The following is a 14,250-nucleotide window of genomic DNA, read 5'->3' on the forward strand; positions in this document are numbered from 1 at the left end:
GATGCGCCTTCTCGTAACTGGCAAAGCGGATCGAATTCAAGCGTCTGATTCGCCATGTTCAGCACGTTATGACTGGCTGAACATCCCGCCTCGCATCAGATCAGCTATTCAACTGATCTGCTGGGCAAAACCGAAAGAGGCTTAGTTGACAGCGTCTTTCAGAGCTTTACCGGCTTTGAAGCCTGGAATCTTGGCAGCAGCGATGCTGATCGGGTTACCAGTTTGTGGGTTACGGCCAGTGCGCGCAGCACGCTCTTTCACAGCGAAAGTGCCGAAGCCAACCAGTACTACGGAGTCACCAGCCTTCAGAGCGCCAGTAACGGATTCAATTACTGCGTCCAGCGCACGGCCAGCAACAGCTTTTGGGATATCAGCAGATGCAGCAATGGCATCGATCAGTTCCGACTTGTTCACTCTTAAGTCCCCTTAATTTCTGTTGAGTTTATTTCTTGCTTTTAAATGTAAGCGAAGCTGGTGCGGAGAGCCTGCTGACACGATAAGAGCCGCTTTATAACAAGGGCTCTAAAAATGTGTCAAGAAACCCCTCCGGCTAATGCGTGCTAATTCGCTCCTTGGAATCAGTCTCGCGTTTTTCATCCTTTGCAACCATGGGAGCCGCATCAGGCAAGGGCTCCGGGGCGTATTGCAGCGCAATTTGCAGGACCTCGTCAATCCATTTAACCGGTTTAATCTGCAGGTCTTGCTTAATATTCTCCGGAATCTCTTTCAAATCGCGCACATTCTCTTCCGGAATGATCACGGTTTTGATTCCACCACGGTGCGCGGCCAACAGTTTTTCTTTCAAACCACCAATGGCCAATACCTGACCACGCAGAGTGATTTCACCAGTCATTGCCACATCCGCACGCACAGGTATCTGCGTCAGGGCCGAAACAAGCGCCGTACACATGCCAACGCCTGCGCTGGGACCATCTTTGGGTGTTGCCCCTTCCGGCATGTGGATATGGATATCCTGCTTCTCGTAGAAGTCCACAGGCACGCCCAGGCTCTTGGCCCGACTGCGTACAACCGTCTGCGCGGCGGTGATGGATTCCAACATCACATCACCGAGCGAGCCGGTTTTGATAAGCTGACCTTTGCCAGGCACCACCACTGCTTCGATGGTCAGCAGCTCACCGCCGACCTGGGTCCAGGCAAGACCGGTGACCTGGCCAATTTGATCCTGCTGCTCGGCCAAACCGTAGCGATGCTTGCGCACGCCGAGGAAATGTTCGAGCGAATCAGCCGTGACGGTGACCTGGAAGCGCTTCTCTGTGGTGTGCTCCTTGACCACCTTGCGGCACACCTTGGCAATCTGCCGCTCCAGGCCGCGCACACCAGCCTCGCGGGTGTAGTAGCGAATAATGTCGCGGATAGCCGCTTCTTCGAATAGCAACTCAGTCTTTTTCAGGCCATTGGCCTGCACCTGCTTGGGCGCCAGGTATTTGATCGCGATGTTGATCTTCTCGGCTTCGGTGTAACCCGGCAGACGAATCACCTCCATACGATCCAGTAGCGGCCCCGGAATGTTCATCGAGTTAGCCGTGCAGAGGAACATCACATCGGACAGGTCGTAGTCGACCTCCAGGTAGTGATCGTTGAAGTTATGATTCTGCTCAGGATCGAGCACCTCAAGCAGCGCCGAGGCAGGGTCGCCGCGCATGTCCTGACCCATCTTGTCGATTTCATCGAGCAGGAACAGCGGGTTGCGCACGCCAACTTTGGTCATCTTCTGAATCAGACGACCCGGCATGGAGCCAATATAGGTGCGGCGATGACCACGGATCTCCGCCTCATCACGCACGCCACCCAGGGCCATGCGTACGAACTTGCGGTTGGTGGCGCTGGCAATCGACTCGGCCAGCGAGGTCTTACCTACACCGGGCGGACCGACCAGGCAAAGCACCGGACCTTTGATTTTCTTCACGCGCTTTTGCACAGCGAGGTATTCAAGGATGCGCTCCTTGACCTCATCCAGGCCGTAGTGGTCAGCATCGAGGATCGCTTCAGCACGCGCCAAATCCAGGCGCACCTTGCTCTGAGCCTTCCATGGCACATTAACCAGCCAGTCGATATAAGAACGCACCACGGTGGCTTCGGCCGACATCGGTGACATCTGCTTGAGCTTGTTCAGCTCGGCATTGGCCTTGGTGTGGGCTTCGGCGGTCAGGCCGGCATTCTCAATACGCTTTTTCAGTTCATCGAGTTCGTTATGGCCTTCTTCGCTGTCGCCAAGCTCCTTTTGAATGGCCTTCATCTGCTCATTCAGGTAGTACTCGCGCTGGCTACGCTCCATCTGCTTCTTGACCCGACCACGGATGCGCTTTTCCACCTGCAACAGGTCGATCTCGGCATCCAGCAGCGCCAACACATGCTCAACCCGCGCAGCCAGGTCGGTGATCTCTAGAATCTCCTGCTTCTGCTCGATCTTCAGCACCATATGTGCAGCCATGGTGTCGACCAGCCGGCTCGGCTCATCGATGCCGTTAAGCGAAGCCAGCACTTCGGCAGGGACTTTTTTGCCCAGCTGCACATACTGCTCGAACTGGCTAAGCAGGCTACGGGTAAAGACCTCCGACTCACGTTCGGCGGCATCAACCTCATCAATCAGCTGGACTTCAGCGCGACAATGGCCGTCGGCCTCGATAAAGCGTTCGATTTCGCCGCGCTGCTCGCCTTCGACCAGCACCTTGACGGTACCGTCCGGCAGTTTCAGCAACTGCAACACAGTGGCTACGGTACCGACGCGGTAGAGGCCGGCCTCATCTGGGTCGTCGTCAGCAGGATTCTTTTGCGCGAGGAGCAGAATCTGCTTCTCGCCAGTCATCGCCGCCTCAAGGGCTTCAATGGATTTCTCACGCCCGACGAATAACGGAATGACCATGTGCGGATAGACCACAACATCGCGCAACGGCAGGAGAGGCAATTCGATGGTTGTCTTCATGATTTTGGCTCTACAGCGGCCATACGGCCGTAAACAGATGGGATGACCCTTAGCCCTAAGATGGGGGCAGCCCCAACAAAAAACAAGCGCTGGCGCAGCAAAAGCAAAGGGGCCCGCAGGCCCCTTGCTTTCAACATGTTACAACGCCGTTACGCGTCAGGCGCAGCCTTGGCTGGCAGCTCGTTGTTCTCATAAATGAGCAACGGCTTGGAGGTGCCATCGATAACACTTTCATCGATAACCACTTTGCTGACGTCGGACTGCGACGGAATCTCGTACATGGTGTCGAGCAGGACACCTTCGAGAATCGAACGCAAGCCGCGAGCACCGGTTTTACGCTCAAGTGCCTTGTGGGCAACCGACTTCAGCGCATCCGGACGGAACTCCAGCTCAACGCCTTCCATCTCGAACAGCTTGCCGTATTGCTTGGTCAGGGCATTCTTCGGCTCGGTCAGAATCTGCACCAGAGCGGCTTCGTCCAACTCATCCAGCGTGGCGATAACCGGCAAACGGCCAACGAACTCAGGAATCAGACCAAACTTAACCAGGTCATCAGGCTCGACTGCGCGCAGTGATTCGCCAACTTTCTTGCCCTCTTCCTTGCTGCGAACCTCGGCGTTGAAACCGATGCCACCCTTGGTCGAACGACCCTGGATGACTTTTTCCAAGCCGGAGAACGCGCCACCACAGATAAACAGAATGTTGCGCGTATCAACCTGCAGGAATTCCTGCTGCGGATGTTTGCGACCGCCCTGCGGCGGCACGGAAGCCACAGTGCCTTCAATCAGCTTGAGCAGCGCCTGCTGCACGCCCTCGCCCGATACGTCGCGGGTAATCGACGGGTTATCCGACTTGCGCGAGATCTTGTCGATTTCGTCGATGTAGACGATGCCCATCTGGGCTTTTTCCACATCGTAATCGCACTTCTGCAGCAGCTTTTGAATGATGTTCTCGACGTCCTCACCCACATAACCAGCCTCGGTCAGGGTGGTGGCGTCAGCAATGGTGAAAGGTACGTTGAGCAAGCGCGCCAGGGTTTCGGCCAGCAGGGTTTTACCCGAGCCAGTCGGACCGATGAGCAGAATATTGCTCTTACCTAACTCAATGTCATCTTTCTTATCACGCTGATTGAGGCGCTTGTAGTGGTTATAGACCGCTACCGCCAAAATTTTCTTCGCACGCTCCTGGCCGATCACATACTGATCGAGGATGCCGCTGATTTCCTTGGGGGCAGGCAGTTTGTGCGCACTGCTCTCGGCCTGAGCTTCCTGCACCTCCTCGCGGATGATGTCGTTGCACAGGTCGACGCACTCGTCGCAGATAAAGACCGAGGGGCCGGCAATCAATTTGCGTACTTCATGCTGGCTTTTGCCGCAGAAGGAGCAATAAAGCAGCTTGCCGTTGTCCTCGCCGTTGCGGGTGTCAGTCATTCGTTCAATCCAATCCGGTAGGCTTGAAACACAAGATGAGGGCAAATGCGGGCATTTTCAAGCCCGCTAAAGGCCGGATATGCCGACCCACCCTATTTTGAGCGGCTTACATTAAGCGGGGCGGTTTTCAATTACTGCGTCGATCAACCCGTATTCACGAGCCGCCTCAGCGCTCATGAAGTTATCACGATTGGTATCGCGCTCGATTTCTTCCAGAGTGCGCCCACTGTGCTTAGCCATCAGCATGTTGAGACGCTCACGGATAAAGAGAATTTCCTTGGCGTGGATTTCGATGTCCGACGCCTGGCCCTGGAAACCGCCCAGTGGCTGGTGAATCATCACGCGCGAGTTTGGCAGGCAGTAACGCTTGCCCTCAGCACCAGCGGTCAGCAGGAATGCACCCATGCTGCATGCCTGACCAATACAGGTGGTGGACACGTTAGGTTTGATGAACTGCATGGTGTCGTAGATCGACATACCCGCAGTCACCGAACCACCTGGGGAGTTGATGTACAGATGGATGTCCTTGTCCGGGTTTTCCGCTTCAAGGAACAGCAGCTGCGCACAGATCAGGTTAGCCATGTAATCTTCTACAGGGCCGACAAGAAAAATCACGCGCTCTTTGAGCAGGCGTGAATAGATGTCGTAGGCGCGCTCACCGCGAGCCGACTGCTCGACAACCATAGGTACCAGGCCACCAGCGGCTTGGATGCTAGGCATTTGCTGCATAAAAAGATTGTGGGACATGCGGCACTCGCTCCCTAAATAGTCATGTCACAAATACGCATAAGCCAGCGCGGAGGCTGGCTTATGGCGTGTTCGAACGAGGTAAAGAAATCAGGCGGCTTGTGGTGCTTCTGGTTGTGGTGCTTCTACCGGCTTGACAGCTTCTTCGTACGAGACCGCTTTATCGGTCACGTTGGCCTTCTGCAAAACAGTATCTACAACTTGCTCTTCCAGTACAACCGAACGCACTTCGTTCATTTGCTGGTCGTTTTTGTAGTACCAGGCCACAACCTGTTCAGGCTCTTGGTAAGCCGAAGCCATTTCCTGAATCATTTCGCGAACGCGGGCGTCATCCGGCTTCAGCTCGCACTGCTTGACCACTTCAGCCACAACCAGACCCAGCACAACACGGCGCTTGGCTTGTTCTTCGAACAGCTCAGCTGGAAGCTGCTCAGGCTTGAGGTTGCCACCGAACTGCTGAACGGCCTGCACGCGCAGACGGTTCACTTCATTGCTGATCAGCGCCTTTGGCACTTCAATCGGGTTGGCGGCCAGCAGACCGTCCATCACCTGGTTTTTAACCTTGGACTTGATGGCCTGGCGCAGCTCGCGCTCCATATTTTTGCGCACTTCAGCGCGGAAGCCTTCCAGACCGCCTTCTTTCACGCCAAACAGGGCGAAGAAGTCATCATTGAGCTCAGGCAGCTGAGGTGCAGAGATGCTGTTGACGGTGACGGTGAACTCGGCAGTTTTGCCAGCCAGGTCCAGATTCTGGTAATCAGCCGGGAAAGTCGGGTTGATTACGCGCTCCTCGCCAGCCTTGGCACCTACCAGGGCGTCTTCAAAGCCTGGGATCATGCGGCCAGAACCGAGAACCAATTGAGTGCCCTTGGCCGAACTGCCAGCGAAAGCCTCGCCGTCGATCTTGCCAACGAAATCAATGTTCAGCTGGTCGCCATTCTCGGCAGCGCGCTCGGCAGCTTCGAAACGGGTGTTCTGCTTACGCAGGATTTCCAGCATGTTGTCGACGTCAGCGTCAGCCACGTCAGCCTGCAGGCGCTCGATAGCGATGGACTCGAAGCCGGCAACGGTGAATTCCGGGAAGACTTCGAAGGTCGCAACGTATTCCAGATCCTTGCCTTTCTCGAACGACTTCGGCTCAACAGCCGGAGCGCCAGCTGGATTGAGCTTCTGCTCAACAACGGCTTCGTAGAAAGTGGATTGGATCAGATCACCCAGGGCTTCCTGACGCGCAGCGTCTTCATAACGCTGGCGGATCACGCTCATTGGCACTTTGCCAGGACGGAAACCAGGGACCTTGGCACGACGGGCAGTCTGCTGCAGACGCTTGTTGACTTCAGTCTCGATGCGCTCAACAGATACGCCAACGGTCATACGGCGCTCGAGAGCAGAAGTGTTTTCAACAGAAACTTGCATGGATAATCCTCGTTGCACACATAAGCCGGCCGTTTACCGGGCCCTAATCAAGGGCATGCATTCTAGAGGGTCGATTTGCAGAAGTCACCCTAGATGCAGGCGGCAAACGGGAGGGAGTTCTAAAAGATGGTGCGGACGGAGAGACTCGAACTCTCACGCCTTGCGGCGCTGGAACCTAAATCCAGTGTGTCTACCAATTCCACCACGTCCGCGTGGTAAAGCTTTATACAAAAACGCCAGGCTTAAACCTGGCGCTTTGGAATATGGGGTGGACGATGGGGATCGAACCCACGACAACAGGAGTCACAATCCTGCGCTCTACCAACTGAGCTACGCCCACCATATTGCATTTTGCTTGAGCCAAGACCGCCAAATGGCACGCCCGGCAGGACTCGAACCTGCGACCATCCGCTTAGAAGGCGGATGCTCTATCCAGCTGAGCTACGGGCGCCTATCCATCTGCAGATGCAGACTTAAAGCTTTCGGCTTCGGAAAAAACTTTGCAGCTTCGACCTTTGCCGTCTTACCCAGCGACTGGCTGTGCTCGACAAGCGGGGCGAATGATATAGAGGCAGTTTCAGGTCGTCAACAGGAAAAGTTAAAAAAATTCAGCCATTTAAAGGAGTTACGCGAAAACCGCGGCGTGCGCCTTTGCCCCACAGCATGGTCATGCGAGAATGCGCGTCCTTTTTCCATCCTTTCTTTATGGTTAACCAAGCGCAATGACCGCACAACTGATCGATGGCAAAGCAATTGCCGCCAGCCTGCGCCAGCAGATCGCCCAACGTGTCGCCGAACGACGTCAGCAAGGCCTACGCGCACCCGGGCTGGCAGTGATTCTCGTCGGTAGCGACCCTGCGTCCCAGGTCTACGTTTCGCACAAACGTAAAGACTGCGAAGAAGTCGGCTTCGTTTCCCAAGCCTATGACCTGCCAGCCACCACCGGCCAAGACGAACTGATGGCATTGATCGACCGCCTGAATGACGAGCCGAGCATCGACGGTATTCTGGTGCAACTGCCACTGCCGGAACACCTCGATGCTTCTTTATTACTGGAACGCATTCGCCCGGATAAAGACGTTGACGGCTTCCACCCCTATAACATCGGCCGCCTGGCCCAACGCATGCCTCTGCTGCGCCCCTGCACCCCGAAAGGCATCATGACCCTGCTGCAAAGCACTGGTGTCGACCTGTATGGCATGCACGCGGTGGTGGTTGGCGCCTCGAATATCGTCGGTCGGCCGATGGCGATGGAACTGTTGCTGGCTGGCTGCACCGTTACCGTAACCCACCGTTTCACCAAAGACCTGCCAATGCATGTCGGCCAGGCCGATATCGTCGTGGTAGCTGCCGGCAAGCCTGGCCTGGTGCATGGCGAGTGGATCAAACCTGGCGCCATCGTCATCGACGTGGGCATCAACCGTCAGACCGACGGCAAGCTGATTGGCGATGTGGTGTATGAAACCGCCCTGCCCCGCGCGGGCTGGATCACCCCGGTGCCAGGCGGCGTTGGTCCGATGACCCGCGCCTGCCTGCTGGAAAACACCCTGCATGCTGCAGAGCATCTGCACGACTAAGTGCGGCGCTGGCAGCAATAGAAAACGGCACCTTAGGTGCCGTTTTTTATGCTGAGTAAAACCCGCTGCGTCAGTCGCGGGCTTGCTCCCATGACTTCAATAGCTCGTTGTAGTTGATGGTTTCACCCTGAGGCTTTTCGTTGGCCAGTTTTGGCTTCGGTGCACCCGGTTGATCCAGCCAGTACTGCGGATCTTTCGGCTCGTTCAGCTTCGGCCCACACTCGCCCAGCACGCCGGAACGCTCAAGGCGGCCCAGCATGGTGTCCTGCGCCGCTGCTAAGCCATCCAGTGCCTCTTGTGGCGACTTATCGCCGCTGGCAGCCTCGGCAATGAACTGCCACCACAGCTGAGCCAAACGTGGGTAGTCAGGCACGTTGGTTCCGGTTGGGGTCCACTGCACCCGCGCCGGGCTGCGATAGAACTCCACCAGGCCGCCGAGTTTCGGCGCAACGTCGGTCATGGCTTGCGAGTTGATATCCGACTCACGAATCGGCGTCAGGCCAACCAGGGTCTTCTTCAACGATACGGTTTTCGAGGTGACGAACTGCGCATACAGCCAGGCGGCCAGGCGCTGTTTCTCCGGGGTGGACTTGAGGAAGGTCCAGGAGCCGGTGTCCTGATAACCCAGCTTCATGCCCTCTTCCCAGTACGGCCCTTTCGGTGAAGGCGCCATGCGCCACTTCGGCGTGCCATCTTCATTAACTACCGGCAGACCTGGTTTGGTCATATCGGCAGTAAAGGCGGTGTACCAGAAAATCTGCTGGGCGATGCTGCCTTGCGCCGGCACCGGGCCGGACTCGGAGAAGGTCATGCCCTGGGCTTCAGGCGGCGCGTACTTGCGCATCCAGTCGACATACTTGGTGGTGGCATACACCGCCGCCGGGCCATTGGTATCGCCGCCACGAGCAACGCTGGAGCCCACCGGACGGCAACCGTCTACGCGAATCCCCCACTCGTCCACTGGCAAGCCGTTGGGCAGGCCCTTGTCGCCACCGCCGGCCATGGAGAACCAGGCATCGGTGAAGCGCCAGCCCAGGGATGGGTCTTTCTTGCCGTAATCCATATGGCCATAGATGCGCTGGCCATCGATTTCCTTGACCTTCTCGGAGAAGAACTCGGCGATGTCCTCATAGGCTGACCAGTTGACCGGCACACCCAGCTCGTAGCCGTAGATTTCCTTGAACTTGGCTTTCAGCTCCGGGCGCTCGAACCAGTCGGCGCGGAACCAGTAGAGGTTGGCAAATTGCTGATCAGGCAGCTGGTAGAGCTTGCCGTCGGGCGCAGTGGTAAAGGAAAGGCCGATAAAGTCCTGCAGATCCAGGGTTGGCGAAGTGACTGCCTTGCCTTCGCCTTCCATCATGTCGCTGATGGCCACCGCCTTGCCATAACGGAAGTGCGTACCGATCAGGTCCGAGTCGTTGATATAGCCGTCGTAGATGTTCTTGTCCGACTGCATCTGGGTTTGCAGCTTCTCGACGACATCGCCTTCCTGCATCAGGTCGTGCTTGAGCTTGATCCCGGTGATTTCGCTAAAGGCCTTGGCCAGCACCTTGGACTCGTACTCGTGAGTGGCGATGGTTTCCGAGGCGACGCTGATGCTCATGCCGCGAAACGGCTCGGCGGCCTTGATAAACCACTTCAACTCTTCGAGTTGCTGCTCAGGCGTCAGGGTCGAGGGGTTGAACTCCTCACCAATCCACTTTTTTGCCGCTTCTTCGTAGGCATCAGCCCAGGCTGCGCCGCTCAAGCCGGACAACGTCAGCAAGGCAGCCAGCGCCATGCTATGTCGAGTTTTGTTGTTATTGTCGAACATAGAGACCTCCATCTCAGGGTTTGGAATGAGGCAAGCGGGTCATGGCCGCGCCCAACCTGCAGGCGCGCCCAAGGCAGCCCGGCTTAGCCCCAACGCATCACTGCAAACAACCAGAACAGGGACAGCACCGAGGCTATCCAGACACTCCAATCGGTCGTACCCACCACCAGCAGGTGCAGGTAGGCACTTCCAAGCAGACCGATAAACAGCCGATCACCACGGGTGGTGCTGATCGGCAATAAGCCTTTGCGCTCAATACAGGGCGAGCGCAGTTCCCACACCGTCATACCGACCAGCAGCATGCCAATAAAGCCGAAAAATAACGCCGTCGGCAGAGTCCAGGCCATCCAATCCATCGTCGCGGCTCCTATACCCGGCCCAGGGCAAAGCCCTTGGCCACATGATTACGGACAAACCAGATCACCAGCATGCCCGGCAGAATGGTCAACACCCCTGCCGCCGCCAGCACGCCCCAATCGATCCCCGACGCCGACACCGTGCGGGTCATCACCGCAGCAATCGGCTTGGCATCCACCGAGGTCAAGGTGCGCGCCAACAGCAGCTCGACCCAGGAGAACATGAAGCAGAAGAACGCGGTGACACCGATGCCCGAGCCAATCAGCGGGATAAAGATCTTCACGAAGAATTTCGGGAAGCTGTAGCCGTCGATATAGGCGGTTTCGTCGATTTCCTTCGGCACCCCGGACATAAAACCTTCGAGAATCCACACCGCCAGCGGCACGTTGAACAGGCAGTGCGCCAGCGCCACGGCGATATGCGTATCAAACAGGCCGATGGACGAATACAGCTGGAAGAACGGCAGCAAAAATACCGCCGGTGGCGCCATGCGATTGGTCAGCAGCCAAAAGAACAGGTGTTTGTCGCCGAGAAAACGGTAGCGCGAAAACGCATAGGCCGCCGGCAGCGCCACCGTCAGCGAAATCATCGTATTCAGGCACACGTAGTACAGCGAGTTGAGATAACCCTCGTACCAGCTCGGGTCGGTGAAGATCACCTTGTAGTTGTCCAGGGTGAAGCCATGCGGCCACAGCGTCAGGCCGCCGAGAATCTCGGTGTTGCTCTTGAACGACATGTTCAGCAGCCAGTAAATGGGCACCAGTAAAAACAGGATATACAGCCCCAGCACTACTTGTTTACGTAGGGTCATGGTCGGCCTCAGCGAGTCTTATCGTTGTGGGTCATGGCGGTGTAGAACAGCCAGGACACCAACAGGATGATCAGGAAATACACCAGCGAAAACGCTGCCGCCGGGCCCAGGTCGAACTGGCCGATGGCCATTTGCGTTAGGGTTTGGCTGAGGAAGGTGGTAGCGTTGCCTGGCCCGCCGCCGGTGAGCACGAAAGGCTCGGTGTAGATCATGAAACTGTCCATAAAGCGCAGCATCACCGCGATCAGCAGCACGCTTTTCAGCTTGGGCAGCTGGATATGGCGGAACACCGCCCAGTCGGATGCACGGTCGATGCGCGCGGCCTGGTAATACACATCGGGAATGGCGCGCAGGCCTGAATAGCACAGCAGCGCCACCAGCGAGGTCCAGTGCCAGACGTCCATGATCAGCACCGTGACCCAGGCATCGCTGGTGTTGGAGGCGTAGTTGTAGCTGATGCCAAGGCTGTTCAGGCTCCAGCCCAGCAAGCCGATGTCGGCGCGGCCGAATATCTGCCAGATGGTGCCGACCACGTTCCACGGAATCAGCAGCGGAATCGCCAGCACGATCAGCACCAGCGAGGCCATGCGGCCCTTGGTCGGCATGCACAGGGCGATGGCGATGCCTAAGGGAATTTCGATCAGCAGCACGCAGGCGGAGAAGATAAATTGGCGCAGCAAGGAGTCATGCAGGCGGGTGTCCTGCAGCACCTGCTTGTACCAGTCGATGCCGACGAAATAGCGCGTGGAGTGGTCGAAGATGTCCTGCACCGAGTAGTTGACCACCGTCATCATCGGCACGATGGCGCTGAACGCCACCAGCAGAAACACCGGCAGTACCAGCCACCAGGCCTTGTTGTTCTGCACCTTCATGGCTGCACCTCCTGCGCTTGCGCCTCAACCAGAAAATCATCGGCATAAAGCATCAGCCACTGTGCGGGAAAGCTCAGGTACACCTGCTGCTGGGGCACGGGCTGGTCTTCCTGCAGGCGCACCTTGAGCGACTGGCCATCGAGCTTGAGGGTAAGAATCTTGTAGGTGCCGAGGTCTTCGACATGTACCACCTCGCCACACAATGCGTCCTCGTTGGGGCCATCCCAGACGTGTATGAACTCTGGACGGATGCCGATTTTCAGGCTGGCCCCGGACAGCTCGGCAACCCGCCGATTGAGCGCGGCAGACAACGGCAGCACGGTGTCATTGAAACGCACGCCGCCGTCACAGGGCACCACATCGACCAGGTTCATCCCCGGGCTGCCAATAAAGTAGCCGACGAAGGTGTGGCTGGGCCGCTCGAACAACTCACGTGGTGTGCCGAACTGAACGATCTGCCCACCGTACATCACCGCGATCTTGTCGGCGAAGGTCGAGGCTTCGAGCTGGTCGTGGGTGACGTAGACCATGGTGATATTGAACTGCTCGTGGATCTGCTTGAGCTTGCGCCGCAGCTTCCACTTCAGGTGTGGGTCGATCACCGTCAGCGGCTCATCGAAGAGAATCGCCGACACGTCATCACGCACCAGACCACGGCCCATGGAGACTTTCTGCTTCTCGTCGGCGGTCAGATTACGGGCGCGCTTGTGCAGCAACGGATGCAGCTCCAGCACCTCGGCAATTTCGTTGACCTTGGTGAGGATCTTCGCCTCGTTCATGCCCTGGTTACGCAACGGGAAAGCCAGGTTGTCGAACACCGTCATGGTGTCGTAGACCACCGGAAACTGGAAAACCTGGGCGATATTGCGCAGCTCCGGCGCCAAGGCGTTGACCACCTTGCCATCGAATTGCACCTCGCCATGGGACGGGCTAAGCAGCCCGGAAATAATATTCAGCAAGGTCGACTTGCCGCAGCCCGAAGGCCCCAGCAGCGCATAGGCGCCGCCCTGCTCCCACACATGGTTCATCTCGCGGATGGCGTAGTCAGCCGCCTCAGTCGGCGCGCGACTGTAACTGTGGGCCAGGTTGTGCAAACGAATCTCGGCCATCAGGCAACCCTCCCCAAGCGGCGGCTGGGCGCCTGAATCAACTGCCCATCAGCGGCGAAAACAAAAAGCTTGTGGGTGGGGATATAGATGAGGATCGACGTGTCCACGTCGTACTCATGCACCCCAGGCAGATGTAGCACCAGCACGAACTGCTCGTTACGCACATGCAGAAAGGTTTCCGAACCACTGATCTCGGCCAGCTCGACCGTTACCGCCAGTTCCAAATCGTCATCGTTGGACGGCACCAGGCCGATATGGCTGGGGCGCACGCCGAAGCGGTACTCGCCTTCGGCGATACCTTGCAGGTCCGGGTTGGGCGGGAAGTACACGGTGTCGGCAAAACTTACTTCGGTGCCACTAACGCGTCCCGGCATCAGGTTGATCGCCGGCTCCGAGAACAGCTCGGCCGCCAGCACCTGCTGCGGGCGGTGATAGACCTCGGCTGTTTTGCCGCTCTGCACCACGCGCCCTTCATGCAGGATGGTGGTGGTGCCGCCCAGGGCCAGGGCCTCGTTGGGCTCGGTGGTGGCATAGATGGCGATGGTGTGGCGGGCCTGGAACAGCTCGCGCATTTCCTGACGCAGCTCTTCGCGCAGCTTGTAGTCGAGGTTGACCAGCGGCTCATCGAACAGAATCAGCGAGGCATCCTTGACCAGTGCCCGCGCCATCGCCGTACGCTGCTGCTGACCGCCGGACAGCTCCAGCGGGTAGCGCTTGAGCAAGCCTTCAATGCGCAGCATCTGCGCCGTGGCGTGGACCTTTTCCAGGATCTCGGCCTTGCTAACCCCAGCCTGACGCAGCGGCGAGGCGATGTTCTCGAACACCGTCAGGGTCGGGTAATTGATGAACTGCTGATAGACCATCGACACATTGCGCTGGCGCACCGAGACATTGGTCATGTCCGCGCCATTCATCAGGATGCGTCCGCTGGTGGGCTTATCCAGCCCCGCCATCAGGCGCATCAGGCTGGTCTTGCCAGACAGCGTGCGCCCCAGCAGCACATTGAAGGAGCCGGGCTCGAAGCTCAGGCAGGCATCGTCGATATACAACTGGTGATCAACGATCCGCGTGACATGCTCCAGGGTAAGTGACATGGGCCGTCCTTTTTCTTGTTATCTGCCCAGCTACAAAGCGAGTTCCGTGCCAACCCCTTCAGGCAAATATAAGTCACTGA

General features: G+C 57.4%; 12 protein-coding genes and 3 tRNA genes. 1 reads left to right on the forward strand and 14 read right to left on the reverse strand.

Annotation, left to right across the window (positions count from 1 at the left end):
* Nucleotides 1-141 precede the first annotated feature (141 nt).
* The 8 genes from hupB to AC0T4W_RS11285 form a co-directional block, all read right to left on the reverse strand.
* Nucleotides 142-414, reverse strand: coding sequence for a nucleoid-associated protein HU-beta (gene hupB, locus AC0T4W_RS11250; protein ID WP_010490206.1), 273 nt, complete (start codon nt 412-414; stop codon nt 142-144).
* A 136-nt stretch (nt 415-550) separates the two neighbouring features.
* Nucleotides 551-2,944 (reverse strand): endopeptidase La, encoded by a 2,394-nt coding sequence (gene lon, locus AC0T4W_RS11255; RefSeq protein WP_476319070.1) that lies wholly within the window; start codon nt 2,942-2,944, stop codon nt 551-553.
* 149 nt (nt 2,945-3,093) lie between these two features.
* Nucleotides 3,094-4,374: an ATP-dependent Clp protease ATP-binding subunit ClpX gene (clpX, locus tag AC0T4W_RS11260; RefSeq protein WP_397493239.1), complete on the reverse strand. Its 1,281-nt coding sequence runs from the start codon at nt 4,372-4,374 to the stop codon at nt 3,094-3,096.
* 111 nt (nt 4,375-4,485) lie between these two features.
* Entirely contained in the window at nt 4,486-5,121 is a 636-nt protein-coding gene (gene clpP, locus AC0T4W_RS11265; RefSeq protein ID WP_476319071.1) for an ATP-dependent Clp endopeptidase proteolytic subunit ClpP, read from the reverse strand.
* A 90-nt stretch (nt 5,122-5,211) separates the two neighbouring features.
* Entirely contained in the window at nt 5,212-6,537 is a 1,326-nt protein-coding gene (tig, locus tag AC0T4W_RS11270) for a trigger factor (RefSeq protein WP_476319072.1), read from the reverse strand.
* A gap of 127 nt (nt 6,538-6,664) precedes the next feature.
* Nucleotides 6,665-6,749, reverse strand: a tRNA-Leu gene (locus AC0T4W_RS11275).
* A gap of 52 nt (nt 6,750-6,801) precedes the next feature.
* Nucleotides 6,802-6,877, reverse strand: a tRNA-His gene (locus AC0T4W_RS11280).
* A 34-nt stretch (nt 6,878-6,911) separates the two neighbouring features.
* Nucleotides 6,912-6,988: transfer RNA gene (locus AC0T4W_RS11285), tRNA-Arg, on the reverse strand.
* A gap of 271 nt (nt 6,989-7,259) precedes the next feature.
* On the opposite strand from AC0T4W_RS11285, the gene folD reads away from it, so the two are divergent.
* Nucleotides 7,260-8,114, forward strand: coding sequence for a bifunctional methylenetetrahydrofolate dehydrogenase/methenyltetrahydrofolate cyclohydrolase FolD (gene folD, locus AC0T4W_RS11290; RefSeq protein WP_304869322.1), 855 nt, complete (start codon nt 7,260-7,262; stop codon nt 8,112-8,114).
* A 70-nt stretch (nt 8,115-8,184) separates the two neighbouring features.
* Here the strand turns inward: folD and AC0T4W_RS11295 are convergent, their stop codons facing one another.
* The 6 genes from AC0T4W_RS11295 to AC0T4W_RS11320 all read right to left on the reverse strand — a co-directional run bounded on the left by AC0T4W_RS11295 (nt 8,185) and on the right by AC0T4W_RS11320 (nt 14,170).
* Nucleotides 8,185-9,927, reverse strand: coding sequence for an ABC transporter substrate-binding protein (locus tag AC0T4W_RS11295; protein WP_476319073.1), 1,743 nt, complete (start codon nt 9,925-9,927; stop codon nt 8,185-8,187).
* A gap of 83 nt (nt 9,928-10,010) precedes the next feature.
* On the reverse strand, nt 10,011-10,283 hold the full coding sequence (locus AC0T4W_RS11300) for a DUF2160 domain-containing protein (protein WP_476319074.1): 273 nt from the start codon (nt 10,281-10,283) through the stop codon (nt 10,011-10,013).
* 11 nt (nt 10,284-10,294) lie between these two features.
* A complete protein-coding gene (locus tag AC0T4W_RS11305; protein ID WP_476319075.1) occupies nt 10,295-11,095 on the reverse strand; it encodes a carbohydrate ABC transporter permease in 801 nt (266 codons plus the stop codon).
* Between the two features lie 8 nt (nt 11,096-11,103).
* Nucleotides 11,104-11,967 (reverse strand): carbohydrate ABC transporter permease, encoded by an 864-nt coding sequence (locus AC0T4W_RS11310; RefSeq protein WP_476319077.1) that lies wholly within the window; start codon nt 11,965-11,967, stop codon nt 11,104-11,106.
* Nucleotides 11,964-13,076, reverse strand: a complete 1,113-nt coding sequence (locus AC0T4W_RS11315; protein WP_476319078.1) for an ABC transporter ATP-binding protein — start codon at nt 13,074-13,076, stop codon at nt 11,964-11,966. The genes AC0T4W_RS11310 and AC0T4W_RS11315 overlap by 4 nt, the downstream gene beginning before the upstream one ends.
* Entirely contained in the window at nt 13,076-14,170 is a 1,095-nt protein-coding gene (locus AC0T4W_RS11320; RefSeq protein WP_476319079.1) for an ABC transporter ATP-binding protein, read from the reverse strand. Before AC0T4W_RS11320 ends, AC0T4W_RS11315 begins: the two co-directional genes overlap by 1 nt.
* Nucleotides 14,171-14,250: the final 80 nt, after the last annotated feature.

Source organism: Pseudomonas sp. C7.1 (genome assembly GCF_056312395.1).